This is a genomic window from Streptomyces sp. NPDC004065 (genome assembly GCF_044903565.1).
GTDB lineage: Bacteria > Actinomycetota > Actinomycetes > Streptomycetales > Streptomycetaceae > Streptomyces.
This window is the reverse complement of record NZ_JBJDQT010000018.1, coordinates 69,619-86,279: the sequence shown is the minus strand read 5'-3', so window position 1 is coordinate 86,279 and position 16,661 is coordinate 69,619. Positions and strand designations below refer to the sequence as shown.

At 71.3% G+C, this 16,661-nt stretch carries 16 protein-coding genes and 1 tRNA gene; 1 reads left to right on the top strand and 16 read right to left on the bottom strand.

Annotated features, from left to right (window positions below):
• Positions 1-86: 86 nt before the first annotated feature.
• The 9 genes from rpmE to ACI2LW_RS19935 all read right to left on the bottom strand — a co-directional run bounded on the left by rpmE (position 87) and on the right by ACI2LW_RS19935 (position 11,972).
• Positions 87-311 carry a 50S ribosomal protein L31 gene (gene rpmE / locus ACI2LW_RS19975; protein ID WP_014675000.1) on the bottom strand — a complete coding sequence of 75 codons (225 nt, stop codon included), beginning with the start codon at positions 309-311 and terminating at the stop codon, positions 87-89.
• 149 nt (positions 312-460) lie between these two features.
• A complete protein-coding gene (locus ACI2LW_RS19970) occupies positions 461-1,633 on the bottom strand; it encodes an LCP family protein (RefSeq protein ID WP_404732528.1) in 1,173 nt (390 codons plus the stop codon).
• 398 nt (positions 1,634-2,031) lie between these two features.
• Positions 2,032-4,050 carry a transcription termination factor Rho gene (gene rho, locus ACI2LW_RS19965; RefSeq protein WP_404732527.1) on the bottom strand — a complete coding sequence of 673 codons (2,019 nt, stop codon included), beginning with the start codon at positions 4,048-4,050 and terminating at the stop codon, positions 2,032-2,034.
• 414 nt (positions 4,051-4,464) lie between these two features.
• Positions 4,465-5,382: a homoserine kinase gene (gene thrB, locus ACI2LW_RS19960; RefSeq protein ID WP_404732526.1), complete on the bottom strand. Its 918-nt coding sequence runs from the start codon at positions 5,380-5,382 to the stop codon at positions 4,465-4,467.
• 674 nt (positions 5,383-6,056) lie between these two features.
• Positions 6,057-7,115, bottom strand: a complete 1,059-nt coding sequence (gene thrC, locus ACI2LW_RS19955) for a threonine synthase (protein ID WP_404732525.1) — start codon at positions 7,113-7,115, stop codon at positions 6,057-6,059.
• A gap of 6 nt (positions 7,116-7,121) precedes the next feature.
• Positions 7,122-8,414, bottom strand: coding sequence for a homoserine dehydrogenase (locus ACI2LW_RS19950; protein WP_404732524.1), 1,293 nt, complete (start codon positions 8,412-8,414; stop codon positions 7,122-7,124).
• 294 nt (positions 8,415-8,708) lie between these two features.
• Positions 8,709-10,100 carry a diaminopimelate decarboxylase gene (lysA, locus tag ACI2LW_RS19945; protein ID WP_404732523.1) on the bottom strand — a complete coding sequence of 464 codons (1,392 nt, stop codon included), beginning with the start codon at positions 10,098-10,100 and terminating at the stop codon, positions 8,709-8,711.
• A gap of 59 nt (positions 10,101-10,159) precedes the next feature.
• Positions 10,160-11,305, bottom strand: a complete 1,146-nt coding sequence (gene nrtL / locus ACI2LW_RS19940) for an ArgS-related anticodon-binding protein NrtL (RefSeq protein ID WP_404732522.1) — start codon at positions 11,303-11,305, stop codon at positions 10,160-10,162.
• A gap of 109 nt (positions 11,306-11,414) precedes the next feature.
• Positions 11,415-11,972 (bottom strand): response regulator, encoded by a 558-nt coding sequence (locus ACI2LW_RS19935; protein WP_404732590.1) that lies wholly within the window; start codon positions 11,970-11,972, stop codon positions 11,415-11,417.
• A 168-nt stretch (positions 11,973-12,140) separates the two neighbouring features.
• Here ACI2LW_RS19935 and ACI2LW_RS19930 point away from each other — a divergent pair.
• Positions 12,141-12,212 (top strand) — tRNA-Arg (locus ACI2LW_RS19930).
• Between the two features lie 175 nt (positions 12,213-12,387).
• Here ACI2LW_RS19930 and ACI2LW_RS19925 read toward each other — a convergent pair.
• The 7 genes from ACI2LW_RS19925 to ACI2LW_RS19895 all read right to left on the bottom strand — a co-directional run bounded on the left by ACI2LW_RS19925 (position 12,388) and on the right by ACI2LW_RS19895 (position 16,655).
• On the bottom strand, positions 12,388-12,771 hold the full coding sequence (locus tag ACI2LW_RS19925; RefSeq protein ID WP_404732521.1) for a DUF6083 domain-containing protein: 384 nt from the start codon (positions 12,769-12,771) through the stop codon (positions 12,388-12,390).
• Positions 12,772-12,967: 196 nt separating this feature from the next.
• On the bottom strand, positions 12,968-14,341 hold the full coding sequence (locus ACI2LW_RS19920) for a tyrosine-type recombinase/integrase (RefSeq protein ID WP_404732520.1): 1,374 nt from the start codon (positions 14,339-14,341) through the stop codon (positions 12,968-12,970).
• On the bottom strand, positions 14,338-14,508 hold the full coding sequence (locus ACI2LW_RS19915; protein WP_189696691.1) for an AlpA family transcriptional regulator: 171 nt from the start codon (positions 14,506-14,508) through the stop codon (positions 14,338-14,340). The genes ACI2LW_RS19920 and ACI2LW_RS19915 overlap by 4 nt, the downstream gene beginning before the upstream one ends.
• Positions 14,508-15,884: a replication initiator gene (locus ACI2LW_RS19910; RefSeq protein WP_381016808.1), complete on the bottom strand. Its 1,377-nt coding sequence runs from the start codon at positions 15,882-15,884 to the stop codon at positions 14,508-14,510. Before ACI2LW_RS19910 ends, ACI2LW_RS19915 begins: the two co-directional genes overlap by 1 nt.
• Before the next feature lie 93 nt (positions 15,885-15,977).
• On the bottom strand, positions 15,978-16,283 hold the full coding sequence (locus tag ACI2LW_RS19905) for a SpdD-like protein (protein WP_381016805.1): 306 nt from the start codon (positions 16,281-16,283) through the stop codon (positions 15,978-15,980).
• A gap of 20 nt (positions 16,284-16,303) precedes the next feature.
• Positions 16,304-16,459 carry a hypothetical protein gene (locus tag ACI2LW_RS19900; protein WP_006134826.1) on the bottom strand — a complete coding sequence of 52 codons (156 nt, stop codon included), beginning with the start codon at positions 16,457-16,459 and terminating at the stop codon, positions 16,304-16,306.
• Positions 16,460-16,475: 16 nt separating this feature from the next.
• On the bottom strand, positions 16,476-16,655 hold the full coding sequence (locus ACI2LW_RS19895) for a mobile element transfer protein (protein ID WP_381016802.1): 180 nt from the start codon (positions 16,653-16,655) through the stop codon (positions 16,476-16,478).
• Positions 16,656-16,661: the final 6 nt, after the last annotated feature.

Sequence of the window (16,661 nt, the reverse complement as noted above, 5' to 3'; positions counted from 1 at the left end):
AAGGGGAAGGCGAACGACCAAAAACGCCGGTCCAGGCCCCGCCCCCCGGGTGGGGGCACGGCCGTGGACCGGCGAAAAGGGGCTCGCTACTTCTTGGAGCCGGCGGCAGCCTTGCCGAAGCGGGCCTCGAAGCGGGCCACACGGCCACCGGTGTCGAGGATCTTCTGCTTGCCCGTGTAGAACGGGTGGCACTCGGAGCAGACCTCGGCCCGGATGGTGCCGGACTCGATGGTGCTGCGGGTCGTGAACGACGCGCCGCAGGTGCAGCTGACCTGCGTCTCGACGTACGCGGGGTGGATGTCGCGCTTCAAGGTGTCTCCTATGTTCCGGGAGGGCGCCGGGTCGCAGCCGCGGGGTGCGGGAGCGTGAACCGGAGCCGACGTACCAGTCTGCCAGGACTGGCGCCATCTCCCAAAACCGGGGGCGGGAGCCGGCTATTCCCGGCGGGTCGCGGGGTGCTTCAGCGGGTCCGGGAGGACGCGCTGACCACGCCCTTGGCCTCGCCGGTGGCGGTTCCCTCGGTGGCGCTCGCGGGGATCGGGCGGTCGTTCCTGAGCGCGTCCCAGACCTGCTGGGCCTTGGCCTTCTCGACGACGACCCGGTTGGGGTCGGCCGGGTCGTACCGCACCGGTGTGGTGATCATGGTCATGTGGGAGGAGCTGATGCCCTTCAGGCCGTCGGCGAAGGAGATCAGGGAGTTCACCGAGCCGAGGTCGGAGTCGGCGGTGACCGCCTTGGTGGCGGTGTCGGCGAGGTCGTAGAGCTTCTTGGGGCTGGTGAACAGGCCGACGTGCCTGACCTGGTCGGCCAGCGCCTTCACGAACGCCTGCTGGAGCTGGATGCGGCCGAGGTCGGAGCCGTCGCCGACGCCGTGCCGGGTGCGGACCAGGCCGAGGGCCCGCTGCCCGTCGAGGGTGTGGGTGCCGGCGGCGAGGTCGAGATGGCTGTCGGGGTCGTGGATGGCCTTCGTCGTGGTCACCTCGACGCCGCCGAGTTCGTCGATCAGCTTCTGGAAGCCGCGGAAGTCGACCTCCAGGTAGTGGTCCATGCGCAGACCGGTCAGGGACTCCACGGTCCGGACCGTGCAGGCGGCGCCCCCGGTGGAGTACGCCTCGTTGAACATCACGCCCCGGGCGGCCGGGTGGGTGGTGCCCTTGGTGTCGGTGCACTCGGGCCGGTCGACGAGGGTGTCGCGCGGCATGGAGACGACGCTCGCCCTCTTGTGGCCCTTGTACACGTGCACGATCATCGCCGTGTCGGAGCGCGCGCTGCCGTCGTCGGTGCCGCCGCCCAGCTTCCTGTTGCCGCCGGAGCGGCTGTCGGAGCCGAGGACGAGGATGTTCTCGGAGCCGTTGCCGGCCTTGGCCGGGCGGTCGCCGCCGAGGGCCTGGTTGATGTCGACCGTGCTGAGGTTGCCGTTGAGCTTGAAGTAGAGGTAGCCCGCTCCGGTGCCGCCGAGCACCACGATCCCCGCGGCGGTCCAGGCCGCGGCCGTCAGCGCCCTGCGCCGCCCGGTGGGCGGTTTGCGGCGGCGGCCCCTGCCGCGGCCGCGCGGTCCGGCGGCGTCGCTCGTCGGGCCGGTGGAGCCGGTTTCCCCCGGTATGGCCGGGTCGGGCGTGCTCTGGGCGGACATGTGCTCCTCAGCTCTCGTGTACGGCCGCTTACCCCCTGCTGTCAGCAACAGGCCTGGTCCGTCCGGACCTTTCCGTCACCATGGTCGCGCGTACGGTCGTGGTCGCGCGTACGGTCAGACGGCGGAATCGGGGAAAGGGTTGCACAACGCCCTGTGTCCGCCAGGTGCGGACATGGGCACTGTGCGTAGCTGTGTCCCCTTCGGCACCTCGCTCACCTGCGGTGACGACGGCCCGGGGCGGGCGGCGGGGTGCGCGGTGGCTGTGGCAAAGGTCTCGCCGGGGGCGGCGCTCCCGCCCGGAGGGCGCTCCCTGGTGCGCCGGCGAAAAAACCAGGAGGCCGCCCCCGTCGCATGACGGGGGCGGCCTCCTGTCGCGTCCTCGGTGGGGCGGTGCGGCGTCAGTCGCCGTTGCCCGGGGCCGGGGTCGTCTTCTGGATCTGCATCAGGAACTCGACGTTCGACTTGGTCTGCTTCATCTTGTCCAGGAGCAGCTCGATCGCCTGCTGCTGGTCCAGCGCGTGCAGCACCCGGCGCAGCTTCCAGACGATGGACAGCTCCTCGGGGGCGAGCAGGATCTCCTCCTTGCGGGTGCCGGACGCGTCCACGTCCACCGCCGGGAAGATGCGCTTGTCGGCGAGCTTCCGGTCGAGCTTGAGCTCCATGTTGCCGGTGCCCTTGAACTCCTCGAAGATCACCTCGTCCATGCGGGACCCGGTGTCCACCAGGGCGGTGGCGAGGATGGTCAGCGAACCGCCGTCCTCGATGTTGCGGGCCGCACCGAAGAAGCGCTTCGGCGGGTACAGGGCCGTGGAGTCGACACCACCGGACAGGATGCGGCCGGAGGCCGGGGCGGCGAGGTTGTACGCGCGGCCCAGACGGGTGATCGAGTCCAGCAGGACGACCACGTCGTGGCCCAGCTCCACCAGGCGCTTGGCGCGCTCGATGGCGAGCTCGGCGACCGTGGTGTGGTCCTCGGCCGGGCGGTCGAAGGTCGAGGAGATGACCTCGCCCTTGACCGACCGCTGCATGTCGGTGACCTCTTCCGGACGTTCGTCGACGAGGACGACCATCAGGTGGCACTCGGGGTTGTTGTGGGTGATCGCGTTGGCGATCGCCTGCATGATCATGGTCTTGCCGGTCTTCGGCGGGGCCACGATCAGACCGCGCTGGCCCTTGCCGATCGGCGACACCAGGTCGATGATCCGCGTGGTCAGCACGCCCGGGTCGGTCTCCAGACGGAGCCGGTCCTGCGGGTACAGCGGCGTCAGCTTGTTGAACTCCGGCCGCCCGCGGCCGTGTTCGGGCGCCATGCCGTTGACCGAGTCGAGGCGGACCAGCGCGTTGAACTTCTCGCGGCGCTCGCCCTCCTTCGGCTGGCGCACCGCGCCGGTGATGTGGTCGCCCTTGCGCAGGCCGTTCTTGCGGACCTGGGCGAGGGAGACGTACACGTCGTTGGGACCGGGCAGGTAGCCCGACGTCCGGATGAAGGCGTAGTTGTCGAGGATGTCGAGGATGCCCGCGACCGGGATCAGGACGTCGTCCTCGGCGATCTGCGGCTCGGAGACCTCGTCGCGGCCGCGGCGGCCGCGGCGGTCCCGGTAGCGGCCGCGCCGGCCACGGCGCCCGCCCTCGAAGTCGTCGTCGTCCTGGGGGCCGTTGCCGCGGTCCTGGCGTCCGCCGCCCTGCTGCTGGTTCTGCTGCTGGCGCCGGCCGTCCTGGCCCTGCTGGTCGTCGCCCTTGCCACGGCGGTCACGGTCCCGGCCGCGGTCGCGGTCACGGTCACGGCGGTCGCGCCGGCGGCCCTCGCCGCCGTCACCCGCGTCGCCGCCCTTCGCCTCGCCCTGGGCGCCCTGCCCCTGCTGCCCCTGCTGCTGCGACGGGGCGGGCGCCTCGGCGGCCTTCGGCTCGCTCTTCGTCTCGGCCTTCGCCTCCGCGGCGACGGTCTCGGGGCTGCCCGCCTCGGCGGTCGCGCGACGGCGGCGCCGCTCGGCGGCGGGGGCGTCCGCGCCGGCCGGCTGGCCGGGGATCTCGATCTGCTGCTGGGCCGCGGCCTGGTCGGCGGGGGCCTGGGCCTCGCCCGCCTTGCCCTCCGCGGCGGCGTCGTCCGTACGGGTACGGGACGTGGCGCGGCGCTTCGGCTTGGCGTCGGCGGCGTCGGCCTTCGCCGGGGCGGCGCCGCCTCCCTGGGCCTGCGCCTCCTTGATGACCTCGATCAGCTGGCTCTTGCGCATACGCGCGGTGCCCCTGATGCCGAGGCCGGATGCGACCTGCTGCAGCTCGGCCAGCACCATGCCCTCGAGGCCGGTACCGCGGCGCCGCCGGGAGCCGGCACCGGTGGCAGGCGCGGAGGCGTCCGTGGCGGGCGCGGCAGCGGTCTCCTCGACACGTGCGCCCATCAGATCGGTGGTGTCGCTCACGAAGGGTCCTTCCCTGGAGCGGACGTCGGCCTGTCTGGCTCGGCGACCGGTTGTGCTGTCCGGCTTCGGCCCTTGATACGGGGACCGTGCCGGGGCGGTGGTCCGCCAAAGCGGCGGAAGAGATATCTGGTGACTGGCGCTTCCTCGACGAGCCGTGGCACCGAGTGTCACAGTGTCACGTGGCGTGGATGCACCGATTCCGGAGCGTGCCCTGTGGGCCGCTCAGCGCCCGCGTACGACGTACTGCCCGGATACGGCGTACGGAACACAGAGTGGCTTGGGGAGCTCCCGGAAGAATGTTGGTCCCGGACGGGGACACGAAGCACCTCGCCATGGTGAGGTCGGGTGCAGACTTGAGGTTAACACTACCGGATCCAACAAACATTCCCCCTCTCGAAATCCGGCAATCGCGTGTCAGCCCGCGAGTGGCAGCACGCCGGCTCCTTGCAGGTCGAGGCTCAGCCGGTTGGCGGCCCAGCCGGCGCCCGCGAGCTGTTCGACCTTGTCCGCGGTGCCCGCGTCGGCCAGCGCCATGACCGTGGGGCCGGCGCCGGAGATGACGGCGGGGATGCCGTCCGCCCGCAGCCGCTCCACCAGCGCCGCGCTCTCCGGCATGGCCGGGGCGCGGTACTCCTGGTGCAGACGGTCCTCGGTGGCGGGCAGCAGCAGCTCGGGGCGCCGGGTGAGGGCCTCGACGAGCAGGGCGGCGCGGCCCGCGTTGACGGCGGCGTCGACGTGCGGCACGGTGCGCGGCAGCAGGCCGCGCGCGGTTTCGGTCAGTACCGGCTTTCCGGGCACGAAAACCACCGGAACGATGGAATCGGAGGGCTCCATCCTGATGGCCCGGGCGCCGCCGGCCTCCATCCAGGACAGGGTGAAGCCGCCGAGCAGGCAGGCCGCGACGTTGTCCGGGTGGCCCTCGATCTCGGTGGCCAGCTCGAGCAGCGCGGTGTCGTCGAGCCTGGCCTCGCCGCCTATGGTCACGGCGCGGGCGGCCACGATGCCGGCGCAGATCGCCGCGGAGGAGGAACCGAGCCCGCGCCCGTGCGGGATGCGGTTCGCGCAGACGATCTCCAGGCCGCGCGGCTGTCCGCCGAGCACGTCGAAGGCGGTGCGCAGGGACCGTACGAGCAGGTGCTTCTCGTCACGCGGCAGCGTCTCGCTGCCCTCGCCCGCGATGTCGATGTGCAGCCCGGAGTCGGCCACCCGGACCACCACGTCGTCGTAGAGCCCCAGGGCCAGGCCGAGGGCGTCGAAGCCCGGGCCGAGGTTGGCGCTGGTGGCGGGGACGCGCACCCGGACGGCGGCGGCGCGGAACGCTGGACCGGCCATCGCTCGTTGACTCTCCTTGAGCTGCGTGATGGTCGAATGGGACTCGGCGATTCGGACGATTCGACGGGCATTCGATGCGTACGAGGACCCTCGGACCGCGCGAACGGCGCGGCACCGCGCGCTGCGCGAGGGCATATGCGGCGGGCGGGTTCCCTACAGCCTATCGAAGGAAGGTTCTGTGGCGACATAGGGCGCACAGGAGGCGCACGATGCGTGTCGTAAGCCCCCTGTGCTCCCACTTTCCGCGAGTCCCCGCATGAGGACGCCTTGCAGGCGGACGGGGTTGCGTGGGGGCGAGCGGCGGTGGCTCGGCGTACGCACCCGGGGCGCGACGGCGGGGCGGCCGGCCGCACGGGCTCCTGGCCGGATGCGCGCGGCCGGTCGGGGGACCCGGTGGGCCCCGGCGGGCCGGGACTTCGCGCCACCCCGCACCATCTCGTACAGGCCGTACGGAGGGTACGGAGAGTACGGGGAGTACGGGGAGCACGAGCCGTACTGAGGCGTACAGGGCGTACGAGAGGTACGGGCGGTACGCGAGGTGGGACCGCACCCGGGCGGGAGGCCGCCGGCCCGCGGAAACGGACCGGCCGCCGCCCGCCGGCAAGAACCCCTCGGAACCCTGGCCGTCAGCCGCCGGCCGGCAGCCATCAGCCGCCGGCCCCGGCCCCCGGCCGTCAGCCCAGACCCAGCCGCTGCGCCGCCGTCACCGCGTCGACCGGCACGGTGACCGGCTGCGGGGCGCCCGCGACGGCCCAGTCGGGGTCCTTGAGCCCGTTGCCGGTGACGGTGCACACGATCCGCTGCCCGGGGTCCACCTTGCCCTGCTCGGCGGCCTTCAGCAGACCGGCGACCGACGCGGCCGAGGCGGGCTCCACGAACACGCCCTCCTGCGCGGCCAACAGCCGGTAGGCGCGCAGGATCTCACGGTCCGTCACCTCGTCGATGGCGCCGCCGGACTCGTCGCGCGCGGCCAGCGCGTAGGTCCAGGAGGCCGGGTTGCCGATCCGGATGGCGGTGGCGATGGTCGACGGGTCCTTGACCACCTCGCCCCGCACGATCGGCGCGCTGCCGGAGGCCTGGAAGCCCCACATCCGCGGGGTCCGCGCGGCCACGCCGTCGGCGGCGTACTCCTGGTAACCCTTCCAGTAGGCCGTGATGTTGCCCGCGTTGCCGACCGGCAGGACGTGGATGTCGGGCGCGTCGCCGAGCATGTCGACGATCTCGAACGCGGCCGTCTTCTGGCCCTCGATACGCACCGGGTTGACCGAATTGACCAGCGCCACGGGGTAGTTGTCGCTGAGCGCGCGGGCGAGGGTGAGGCAGTCGTCGAAGTTGCCGTCGACCTGGAGGATCTTGGCGCCGTGCACCAGCGCCTGGCCCATCTTGCCGAGCGCGATCTTGCCCTGCGGCACGAGCACGGCCGAGACCATCCCGGCCCGTACGGCGTACGCGGCGGCGGAGGCGGAGGTGTTGCCGGTGGAGGCGCAGATGACGGCCTTGGCGCCCTCCTCCTTCGCCTTGCTGATGGCCATGGTCATGCCGCGGTCCTTGAAGGACCCGGTCGGGTTCGCGCCCTCGACCTTGAGGTGGACCTCGCAGCCCGTGCGCTCGGAGAGCACCTGCGCGGGCACGAGAGGCGTACCGCCCTCGCGGAGCGTGACGACCGGCGTGCTGTCGGACACCGGCAGCCGGTCCCGGTACTCCTCGATGATTCCGCGCCACTGGTGGGTCATTGCTGGTTACTCTCCTTCAACCCGCATGATGCTGGCGACACCCCGCACGGTGTCGAGGCTGCGCAGCGCCTCGACGGTCCCGTTCAGGGAGGCGTCGGACGCACGGTGGGTGACGACGACGAGGGAGGCCTCGCCGTCCTTGCCCTGCTGGCGAACAGTGTCGATGGACACGCCGTGCTCGGCGAACACGGTGGCGACCTGGGCGAGAACACCCGGTTTGTCGGCCACGTCCAGACTGATGTGGTAGCGCGTGACCACGTCGCCCATCGGCGAGACCGGCAGCGCCGCGTACGCCGACTCACCGGGCCCGGTGGCCCCGTTGAGCCGGTTGCGGCACACGGCGACCAGGTCGCCGAGCACCGCGGAGGCGGTGGGCGACCCGCCGGCGCCGGGCCCGTAGAACATCAGCCGGCCCGCGGCGTCGGACTCGACGAACACGGCGTTGTACGCCCCGCGGACCGATGCCAGCGGGTGGCTGAGCGGGATCATCGCGGGGTGCACGCGCGCGGTGACGGAGGCGCCGTTGGCGGCCCGCTCGCAGATGGCGAGCAGCTTGATGGTGCAGCCCATCTCCTTGGCGGAGGCGAAGTCGGCCGCGGTGACCTCGGTCATTCCCTCGCGGTAAACGTCGTCGAGGCGCACCCGCGTGTGGAAGGAGATCCCGGCGAGGATGGCCGCCTTGGCGGCCGCGTCGAACGCCTCGACGTCGGCGGTGGGGTCGGCCTCGGCGTACCCGAGCGCGGTGGCCTCGTCGAGGGCCTCCTGGTAGCCGGCCCCGGTGGAGTCCATCTTGTCGAGGATGAAGTTCGTCGTGCCGTTGACGATGCCGAGCACACGGTTGACCTTGTCGCCGGCGAGGGACTCGCGCAGCGGCCGGATCAGCGGGATGGCGCCGGCGACGGCGGCCTCGTAGTAGAGGTCCCTGCCGTGCTCCTCGGCGGCGGCGTGCAGGGCGGCCCCGTCCTGGGCGAGCAGCGCCTTGTTGGCGGAGACGACCGAGGCCCCGTGCTCGAAGGCGGTGGTGATCAGCGTCCGGGCGGGCTCGATCCCGCCGATCACCTCGACCACGACGTCGATGTCCCCGCGTTTGACGAGGGCGGTGGCGTCGGTGGTGACGAGGGCCGGGTCGATGCCCTCGCGGACCTTGCCGGGCCGCCGCACGGCGACCCCGGCGAGCTCCACGGGTGCCCCGATCCTGGCGGCGAGGTCGTCGGCGTGCGTCGTCATGATGCGCGCCACCTCTGAGCCGACAACCCCACAGCCCAGCAGCGCCACCTTCAGCGGACGCGTACGCATCATCCGACCTCGTTTCCTCTTACCGTCTACGGTGGGACCAGTCTCACTCACCGCACCGGAGTTTCTGCCCTTTGTCCGGATCGTGAGACGTTTATTTCATTTTCGTCGGTCCGGAGAACGGAGATCTTCCGGCCCGGCCGTGCGCCCCGCGCCGTACCCGGCTGTCCAGCTCCTCCGCCTCGGCGCCCGGCGGCGCGGCCCCGGCCCGGCCCCGGCCCGGCCCGCGCCCGTCGCAGGGCCCTGCCGGCCCAGCGCGCCCCGCCCTCCACCGCACTCGTCCGTACTTGTCCGTACTTGTCACCCGACGTCGAGCCGCAGCAGATCGTCCTCCGTCTCCCGGCGCACGATCACCCGCGCCCGGCCGTCCGCCACGGCGACGACCGGCGGGCGGAGCGCGTGGTTGTAGTTGCTGGCCATGGAGCGGCAGTACGCGCCGGTGGCGGGCACGGCGATCAGGTCCCCGGGCGCCAGGTCGGCCGGCAGGAACGCGTCCTTCACCACGATGTCCCCGCTCTCGCAGTGCTTGCCGACGACCCGGACCAGCATGGGCTCGGCGTCGGAGGCGCGGGAGACCAGGGCGACGCTGTACTCGGCGTCGTAGAGCGCGGTGCGGATGTTGTCCGACATCCCGCCGTCGACCGAGACGTACGTCCGCAGCCCTTCGAGCGGCTTGACGGTGCCGACCTCGTAGAGCGTGAAGGCGGTGGGCCCGACGATGGCGCGCCCCGGCTCGACGGAGATGCGCGGCGTACGCAGCCGGGCGGCGTCGCACTCCCGGGAGACGATCTCGGTCAGCGCCTTGGCGATCTCGTGCGGCTCACGGGGGTCGTCGTCACTGGTGTAAGCGATGCCGAGGCCGCCGCCGAGGTCGATCTCGGGCAGCTCGACGCCGTGCTCGTCCCGGATCTCCCGGAGCAGGCCCACGACCCGGTGGGCGGCCACCTCGAACCCGGACATGTCGAAGATCTGCGACCCGATGTGGCTGTGGATCCCGATGAGCTCCAGCCCGTCGAGCTGCAGCGCCCGCCGCACGGCCTCCGCGGCCTGCCCGCCGGCCAGCGGAATGCCGAACTTCTGGTCCTCGTGCGCGGTCGCGATGAACTCGTGCGTGTGCGCCTCGACGCCGACCGTGATCCGGATCTGCACCCGCTGCCGCTTCCCGAGCGACTGGGCGATGTGCGCGACCCGGACGATCTCCTGGAAGGAGTCGAGCACGATCCGCCCGACCCCGGCCTCGACGGCCCGGTGGATCTCGGCGCTGGACTTGTTGTTGCCGTGGAAGGCGATGCGCTCGGCCGGCATCCCGGCGGACAGCGCGGTCGCCAGCTCGGTCCCGGAGCAGACGTCGAGGTTCAGCCCCTCCTCGTCCAGCCAGCGCACCACGGCCCGCGACAGGAACGCCTTGCCGGCGTAGAAGACGTCGGCGTCGGTCCCGAAGGCGGCGCGCCAGGCGCGGGCCCGCGCGCGGAAGTCGGCCTCGTCGAGTACGTAGGCCGGGGTCCCGACCTCCTCGGCGAGCCGGGTGACGGGAATCCCGCCCACGGTCACGACACCGTCGTCGCCCCGGGTGACGGTCTGGGCCCACACCTTCGGGTCGAGGACGTTGAGGTCGGCGGGCGGTGCGGAGTAGTGGCCCTCGGGCAGGACGTCGGCGTGACGGGGCCCGGCGGGATGTGCGGAACGGCTCATGTCTGGTTCTCTGGCTCTCTAACTCTCCGGCCGCCGCGGCGCGCTCGCCGTCACGGCTCTCAGAGGTGGTCGGGTGCGTCGATGCCGAGCAGGGACAGGCCACCGGCCAGCACCGTCCCGGCGGCTTCGGCAAGGGCGAGCCGGGCGCGGTGGGCGGCCGAGGGTTTCTCCTCCCCGACGGGCAGCACCGTGGGAAGGAGGGGCAGCACGGCATCGGCGACGTTGACGAGGTGCCGGGCGAGCAGATCGGGAGCGCGCAGCGAGGCGGCGCGCGCGAGAACACGGGGATGATCGGCGAGCAGCGCGACCAACGCCTCCGCCGCGCCGCCGCCCACGGCCCCCGGCCGCGACCGGAACCCGAGGTCGGCGGCATTGCGCGTCAGCGCACGCGTCCGGGCATGGGCGTACCGCACCCGGAAGAGGGGGTTGCTCTCACGCTGGAGCAAATGGAGGTCCCCCTCGCCGCCGGCGACCCGGGGCCGGTCATGCCCGGCGGGCAACAGCAAGGCCCACCGCCCGGCATCACGCCCGAGGGGGGTGGGGTCGGCGGGGGCGGGAACGGGGCGGATCTGGATGTCGGAGTGAGCGGAGTGGCCGCCGCCGTCCGCGGAGCCGGCGCCGGCGCCGGAGTGACGGCCCCCGGGGACCTCCGCCTCGACCCGAACGCCGAACACGTACTCCCACTCCCGCGCAACGGCCCCCGCACAGTACGTACGGACAGACACCCCCTGCGCCCGAAGCAGCCGCGCAACGACATCGCCCACGACAACGGCCCGCACCTCACAGGCACACCACAGCCGCACATCCCGCCGAGCATTGGCGCCCGGCCCCCCGCCCGTGCTGCTGTCCTGCTCAACGAAGCCGTACCGCGCCCCACACCGCAGAATCTCCTCCACAAGGGCAGCGGAGCCGACGCCCTCACCCTCCCGAAGACTGATGTTGAGGAACCCGGGCCCGGTCACGGAGACGTCCGCGATGCCGTCGACGTCAGCGAGATGGGCCTTGAGCACCTCAGCGACGCGCTGAGCGGGCTGCCCGGCCGGCCGAGCGAGCTGAAGCGCCACATTGGTGGCGTAGTCCCCGCACCCCCCGGGCCGAGGCCGCGTCACGACGACCCGCTCAGGAACAGCGACCCGCAGCTCTCCCCCATCGACAGCACAGCGCACCGCGCGCAGCACGGTACGGGAGAGCTCAACGGGGGTCACGGGACCAGCGTAGGGGAGGAGGGGGGTAAGGAGGCGAGCCGATTACTCCGAGGTTCCGACATATGGACACCCCCTGAGACACCCCGCCGAGCGACAACCACCCGATCTTCTACCGCCCGGCGGGCTCGGCCTCTCCAGCAGACCCAGCGGATCCAGTGGCCCCAGCCGACCCAGCAGCTCCTGCGGACCCGGTGGACCCGCGGGAGCCGGGCCCAACCGCACCCACACCCCGCACGACATCCCCCGCGAGCAGCCGCTTCACGACCCTGACCAGCTCGGCCGGCTCGAAGGGCTTGGCGAGGAAGGCGTCCACGCCGGCCTCAAGACCGGCCTCGACCTCGTACTGCGTACAGGCGCTGACGATGGCGAGGGGAAGATCACGAGTCCGGGGATCGGCCCGCAGCCGGGCCGCGGTACGGAGCCCGTCGAGCCGGGGCATGACGACATCGAGGGTGACGACATCGGGCCGCACGTGATGCACGACATCCAGACACTCGGCACCATCGGCCGCGGTCACGACCTCAAGCCCCTCAAGCTCGAGATTGACCCTGATCAACTGCCGGATGACCTTGTTGTCGTCCACAACAAGCACCCGGCCCGAAGCGGCTGGCACAACTCGAGCGTAGGTGTAGACCGGCCATCGCGTCCGGGTTTTCCCCACTTCCACCCCGTGCGGGGGACACCACGCCACGAAGTGGACGCGCGTCACACTGCGCAGCCCCTGCACGACCGCCCCTCCACGGCCCTACCCGCTGCCCGGGGGAAAACGTTCATGACCACCCCCACAGAGCTGGTAGTGTTCTACCCGTCGCCGCGCAGACAACGCGCCCGACCCGCCCCCGTAGCTCAGGGGATAGAGCAACGGCCTCCGGAGCCGTGTGCGCAGGTTCGAATCCTGCCGGGGGCACCCTGTATGAGGTGCCCAAAGACCCCGTCACCAGCGGAAACGCTGAGAGCGGGGTCTTCGCGTATGTGCAGGCGTGTGCCGCTCTGAGCGGCCCTATGTCGGCGTCCGTGGACTATTTGTGGACAGGATCTTGGGGCATCTTCCCTGGTCAGCCCCGAGGTTTCCGAAGGGCCCGTCAGCCGGCGTCCGGCCACTCCTCAGGAGGCGGAGGCGGCTTCGGATCGTCCCGCAGCTCCGCTTGCCGCGCGTTCTCCCCTCGCAGGCTCGTCAACCACGGCCACAGATCCGGCAGCGGCTGCGCCGGGCAGGCGAGACGGTGCTCGATACGGCACCGCTGGAACTGATCCGGCGGACACACCCCGTAGACCGTCACCCGTCCATCAGACAGCTCGATCCACCGATGCTCCGCCGGCACCGTGTGAGCCAGTGGATGCATGTCCGGCTCCAGTAGCACCCAGTCATGCTCGATCGTCGCCACCCGATCCCCCAGCAGCCCGCAGGACGGACAGCGAGACTGCCCACCACCCAGCCGCCGCGGCTTCTCTTCTAAAAGCCCCATACCGTGAGAGTCGCCAGCCCGACGGCCCAGGCGTAGAGCGCAAACCGGACGGAACCCCTGGGGCAACCGTCCGGCCAAGAGACGAGAGACGACGCGGCAGGTGCAACCAGCAACCAATGGCCGACGTCACACGGCCGAGATACGGCGAAGCCCTCCGGCCCATGCGGGCTGGAGGGCTAACGGCCTACGCGCGTGATCACTCGTACTCGCGCAACAACTCCTCGATCTTGCGGTTGACGATCTCCTGCCGTCCGTCGATGCACTTGGCGTAGCGGCTCAGCAGGACCTCCACGCTGTTGCCCGCACGTTCGGCGACTTCCGTCGGGTCCACCCCGGAGTTGAGCCAGGTCGACAGTGCCGAGTGCCGGAGGTCATACGGGCGAGCCGCGAGCGGAGAGGCGACCGCGGCTGGCGGAAGCGCCAGCGCACGGGCCTCCTGCCAGACGCGGTAGTACGTCGAGGAGCCGACCACTCCCCCACGCTCGTTGGTGAACAGCCGCCCGTCCTCGGCGGTGCCGAACGTGTCGAGGTGCTGCCGAAGGATGGCAACGAGCTGGGGCGGGATCGGTACGAGCCGGACCTCTTCCGCCGGGCGGTTCTTGAGGCCCCGGTCGTCGTGGGTCTCGCCGGAGTCCGTCCACTGCTTTCCGACGCTGGGGCGCGTCCGGTTGAGCAGCACCGTCCCCCAGCCGACCTCGGGCAGTTTCAGGTCCGCATCGGTGAGGCCGACGGCTTCAGCCGGACGCAAGGCGCCGTAGTACATGCAGGCGAACAGGCCGACAAGTCGGCGACCACGAGCCCGGCCGTACCCACCGACGTACGAGACCGCAGTCAGCAGGGAACGGGCCTGCGCGGGATTGGCGACCACCCGAGGGTCGACTTCCCCGGCCACCTTCGGCTTCTTCCAGCGGATGCCCGTGATCGGGTTCTCTTTGAATTCCCCGAGGTCCACTGCATAGTGCAGCGCGTTGACGAGTGTCCGACGCTTGCGCCGGACGGTCTCCGCGGCTGCCGCCGTCCCGTCGAGCTTCAGCTTGAGCGAGTCCAGGACGGCCCTGCCGATCGCAGCGTCACCGAGGTCCGAGAGCGGACGCGACGTCTTGGCCACCCAGTGCAAGGTGTTCGCGATCTCGGTCGGCAATTCGCGCTCGTCCGGTCCGGGAAGGACGAAGGCCCAGTTACGGAGCGCCCTCCTGATCAGTTCCTCGGACGGCTGCCCCGGACGCTCGTCAAGAAGGGCCATCGTTACGGCGGTCAAGGCCTCATTGATCCCGTTGCGCGTGTTCGGCGCCGCATGCGGCCACTTCATGGCGAGGTACTTCAGGGCGAAGGCGTACCAGGTCATCGAGGCTGCCTTTTCAACCATCGAGTCGGGCAACCCTGTCGCCGTGTCGAACTCTTCACCGGCATGAGCGGCGCGGAGCAACTTGGAACGGTAGTGGTCCGCAAGCCCTTTGGTGCGGAACTGTTCGGAGAACACGTTCCCGGCAACGGTCCACCGGACGTCATAGGACGACTTCTTGGTGTTCCTCTTCCGAACACCCCACACCTTTACGTCGAGAGACTTCACGCCGCTGCCTCCAACTGCCGCAACCAGGCGGTGAAGTCACTCCGCCACACCCGGAGCTCCCCGTTGGGCAGCTTGAACGCAGCGGGGCCCTGCCCCAGCTCGCGCCACCGGTAGAAAGTACGGCGGGACACACCCCCCAGCTCTTCGAGGATTTGCGGGACGGTCATCAATTCGTCGCGTCGGTGGTCCACGCCGGTTCTCCTTCCGTGTGGTCGTCTGTCAGGGCTACGGACGAAGGAATGCCGTGAGCGATGAGGTGTTCTGCAGCGGTCAGGCCGACCCCGGCGAAGACCCAGTGGGAGAGGACGAGCACGGTGTCCGGGTCGGGCAGCGGGTGGCCGGCCTCGGCCGCGCGTTCGCGGGCCAGGGCTTCGTTGTAGTCGGCGCGCTCTTGCCGGAGGGCGCCGAGCGTGACGGAGTAGGCGCGGGACTTGGTGGAGAAGTGGCCGCGGAAGCCGAGCATGTGGGCCCACTTGCGCAGGCGCAGGTCTTCGAGTTCGGGCAGGGCGCCGAGGTGCCAGCAGGTGAGGATCATGCGCCGGGCGTGGTCGGTGACGCCGGAACCGATCAGGTCGGTGATCGGGTTGCGGATGGGCCGGTCGAGGGTGCCCGCGGTCTCGGCTCCCTTGGTGGCGTACTTGGCGATGTAGGCGGCCACGGCGCGGCTGGACAGTTCCGAGGTGCCGTCGAAGTCGGCTGAGCGGATGGGGCGGATGTCGAGCTGGTCGCCGAAGCGGAAGGCGTACGCGTGTTCGTCGAGGACCGGACCGGGTGTTTCAGCCGTCCGGGCCGCGGAGCGGATCGCGTCGGTGAGGAGTTCGGTCGTGGCCCAGGCCGGCGGGGTGTCCTCGGCGCCCTCCGGGCCGTCGAGGCGGATGACGGCGTGGAAGTGGACGGCGCCGCGCCGCTGGTACTCGGCGACCTTGGCGTAGGAGACCTTGAGGCAGTGGCGCAGCGCCGAGCGGCTGAGGCCCGCGCGGGAGGCAAGCTGCTGGCGCAGGTAGGTGGTGAAGCGGCCCCACAGTGCCCCGGCGTGTGCGTTCCACAGGACGGCTGCGCGGTAGTCGTATCGGTCCGGGTCCAGGGGCGTGCCGAGGGCGGGGTCGTCGTCCGGGTGGAGGCGTCCGCAGCGGCACCGGCCGCCGCCGGGGCGGTTGTGGACGGGGCCGAAGGACGGTGCGGTGAAGGTGGCGAAGACGCGCGGGTGCCCGGCGACGGACGGGCCGATGCCCTTGCCGCCGCTCAGTCCAGCGGTGACGAGGTGGAACGTGTCTTTGCGATAGATCTCGGCGCAGGAGGCGCACCGGGTGGCGCGGCGGTTGTTGCAGCGGATGAGGAGCTGTCCGGCCGGGAGGTCGCGGTCGGTGATCTCCCGGACGATCTCCCCCGTGGTGGCGTGGACGTCGAGCCGGTGGCCCTCCATTCGGATGGGCCGCTCGCAGCCGCCGAGGCGCTGGATCTGGTGGGCGTAGGCGCTGAGGTCGCCGTGGCGGGCGAGTGCTGCCAGCTGGCGGATAGCTGCGGTCGGAGCCGCAGGAGTCATGTGCGGGGTCCTCCTTGCGTGGGGTGGGTGTGCAGTTGCTTTTGTCGAGGGGACTAGACAGTGCGAGAAGGCCGAGAGGTCGGGGCAGTGGTGTCAGCGGCGGGCGATGCAGGAGCGGACGGTGAGGGCACACACGGCCACGGATGCGGCGGTGAGGGCGACGGCGAGGAGCAGGGAGACCAGGACGGCGCCGACGACCAGGACCACGGCGGTGCCGCCGCCGACGAGGGCGAGCACGGTGCCCGGCGTGAGCTGGACGACCGAACGGTTCGGAGCTGGGCTGGCGGCTGTCGATGCCGGGGCCGGGGCGTGCGGCGTGACTGTGGTCGGTTCGACGACTGCGGGCAGGGTGGTCAGGCCGGTGGGCTGCGGCATGGTCGGGACTTTCGGTCGGAACATGAGCGGTCTCCCTTAGCGGGTCACTTGAGGGCGGGGTCGATGACGGGGGCGAGCAGGCTGTCGGCGAGGAGGTAGCCGCCGAGGAGCAGTACGGCGATGAGCCACCAGGGCGGGCGGATGAGCTTGACGCCGAGGACGCCGACGACGAGCAGGGCGAGCCAGAGCGGAACGTCCATGTCGGGTGGTCTCCTGTCAGGCCGGGCAGCGGTGGGTACGGGCCGCGAGTTCGGCGGCGGCGCGGCTGTCGTACTCGGTGGAGAAGTCGCAGCGGGGCGCGGTGCAGGCGGCCAGGTGGCGGTTCCGGCCGCGTTCGACGTAGGAGGCGACGTTGACGGGGCCGATGCGGCGGACGTTGCGGAAGCGCGGGTTCATGGTGGG

Excerpts from the sequence above, each read along its gene's own strand:
- ACI2LW_RS19895 (WP_381016802.1), bottom strand. The coding sequence starts at position 16,655 with ATGAACCCGCGCTTCCGCAACGTCCGCCGCATCGGCCCCGTCAACGTC.
- thrC (WP_404732525.1), bottom strand. The coding sequence starts at position 7,115 with ATGACCCACCAGTGGCGCGGAATCATCGAGGAGTACCGGGACCGGCTG.
- ACI2LW_RS19970 (WP_404732528.1), bottom strand. The coding sequence starts at position 1,633 with ATGTCCGCCCAGAGCACGCCCGACCCGGCCATACCGGGGGAAACCGGC.
- ACI2LW_RS19950 (WP_404732524.1), bottom strand. The coding sequence starts at position 8,414 with ATGATGCGTACGCGTCCGCTGAAGGTGGCGCTGCTGGGCTGTGGGGTT.
- ACI2LW_RS19910 (WP_381016808.1), bottom strand. The coding sequence starts at position 15,884 with ATGACTCCTGCGGCTCCGACCGCAGCTATCCGCCAGCTGGCAGCACTC.
- ACI2LW_RS19925 (WP_404732521.1), bottom strand. The coding sequence starts at position 12,771 with ATGGGGCTTTTAGAAGAGAAGCCGCGGCGGCTGGGTGGTGGGCAGTCT.
- ACI2LW_RS19915 (WP_189696691.1), bottom strand. The coding sequence starts at position 14,508 with ATGACCGTCCCGCAAATCCTCGAAGAGCTGGGGGGTGTGTCCCGCCGT.
- lysA (WP_404732523.1), bottom strand. The coding sequence starts at position 10,100 with ATGAGCCGTTCCGCACATCCCGCCGGGCCCCGTCACGCCGACGTCCTG.
- ACI2LW_RS19900 (WP_006134826.1), bottom strand. The coding sequence starts at position 16,459 with ATGGACGTTCCGCTCTGGCTCGCCCTGCTCGTCGTCGGCGTCCTCGGC.
- thrB (WP_404732526.1), bottom strand. The coding sequence starts at position 5,382 with ATGGCCGGTCCAGCGTTCCGCGCCGCCGCCGTCCGGGTGCGCGTCCCC.
- ACI2LW_RS19905 (WP_381016805.1), bottom strand. The coding sequence starts at position 16,283 with ATGTTCCGACCGAAAGTCCCGACCATGCCGCAGCCCACCGGCCTGACC.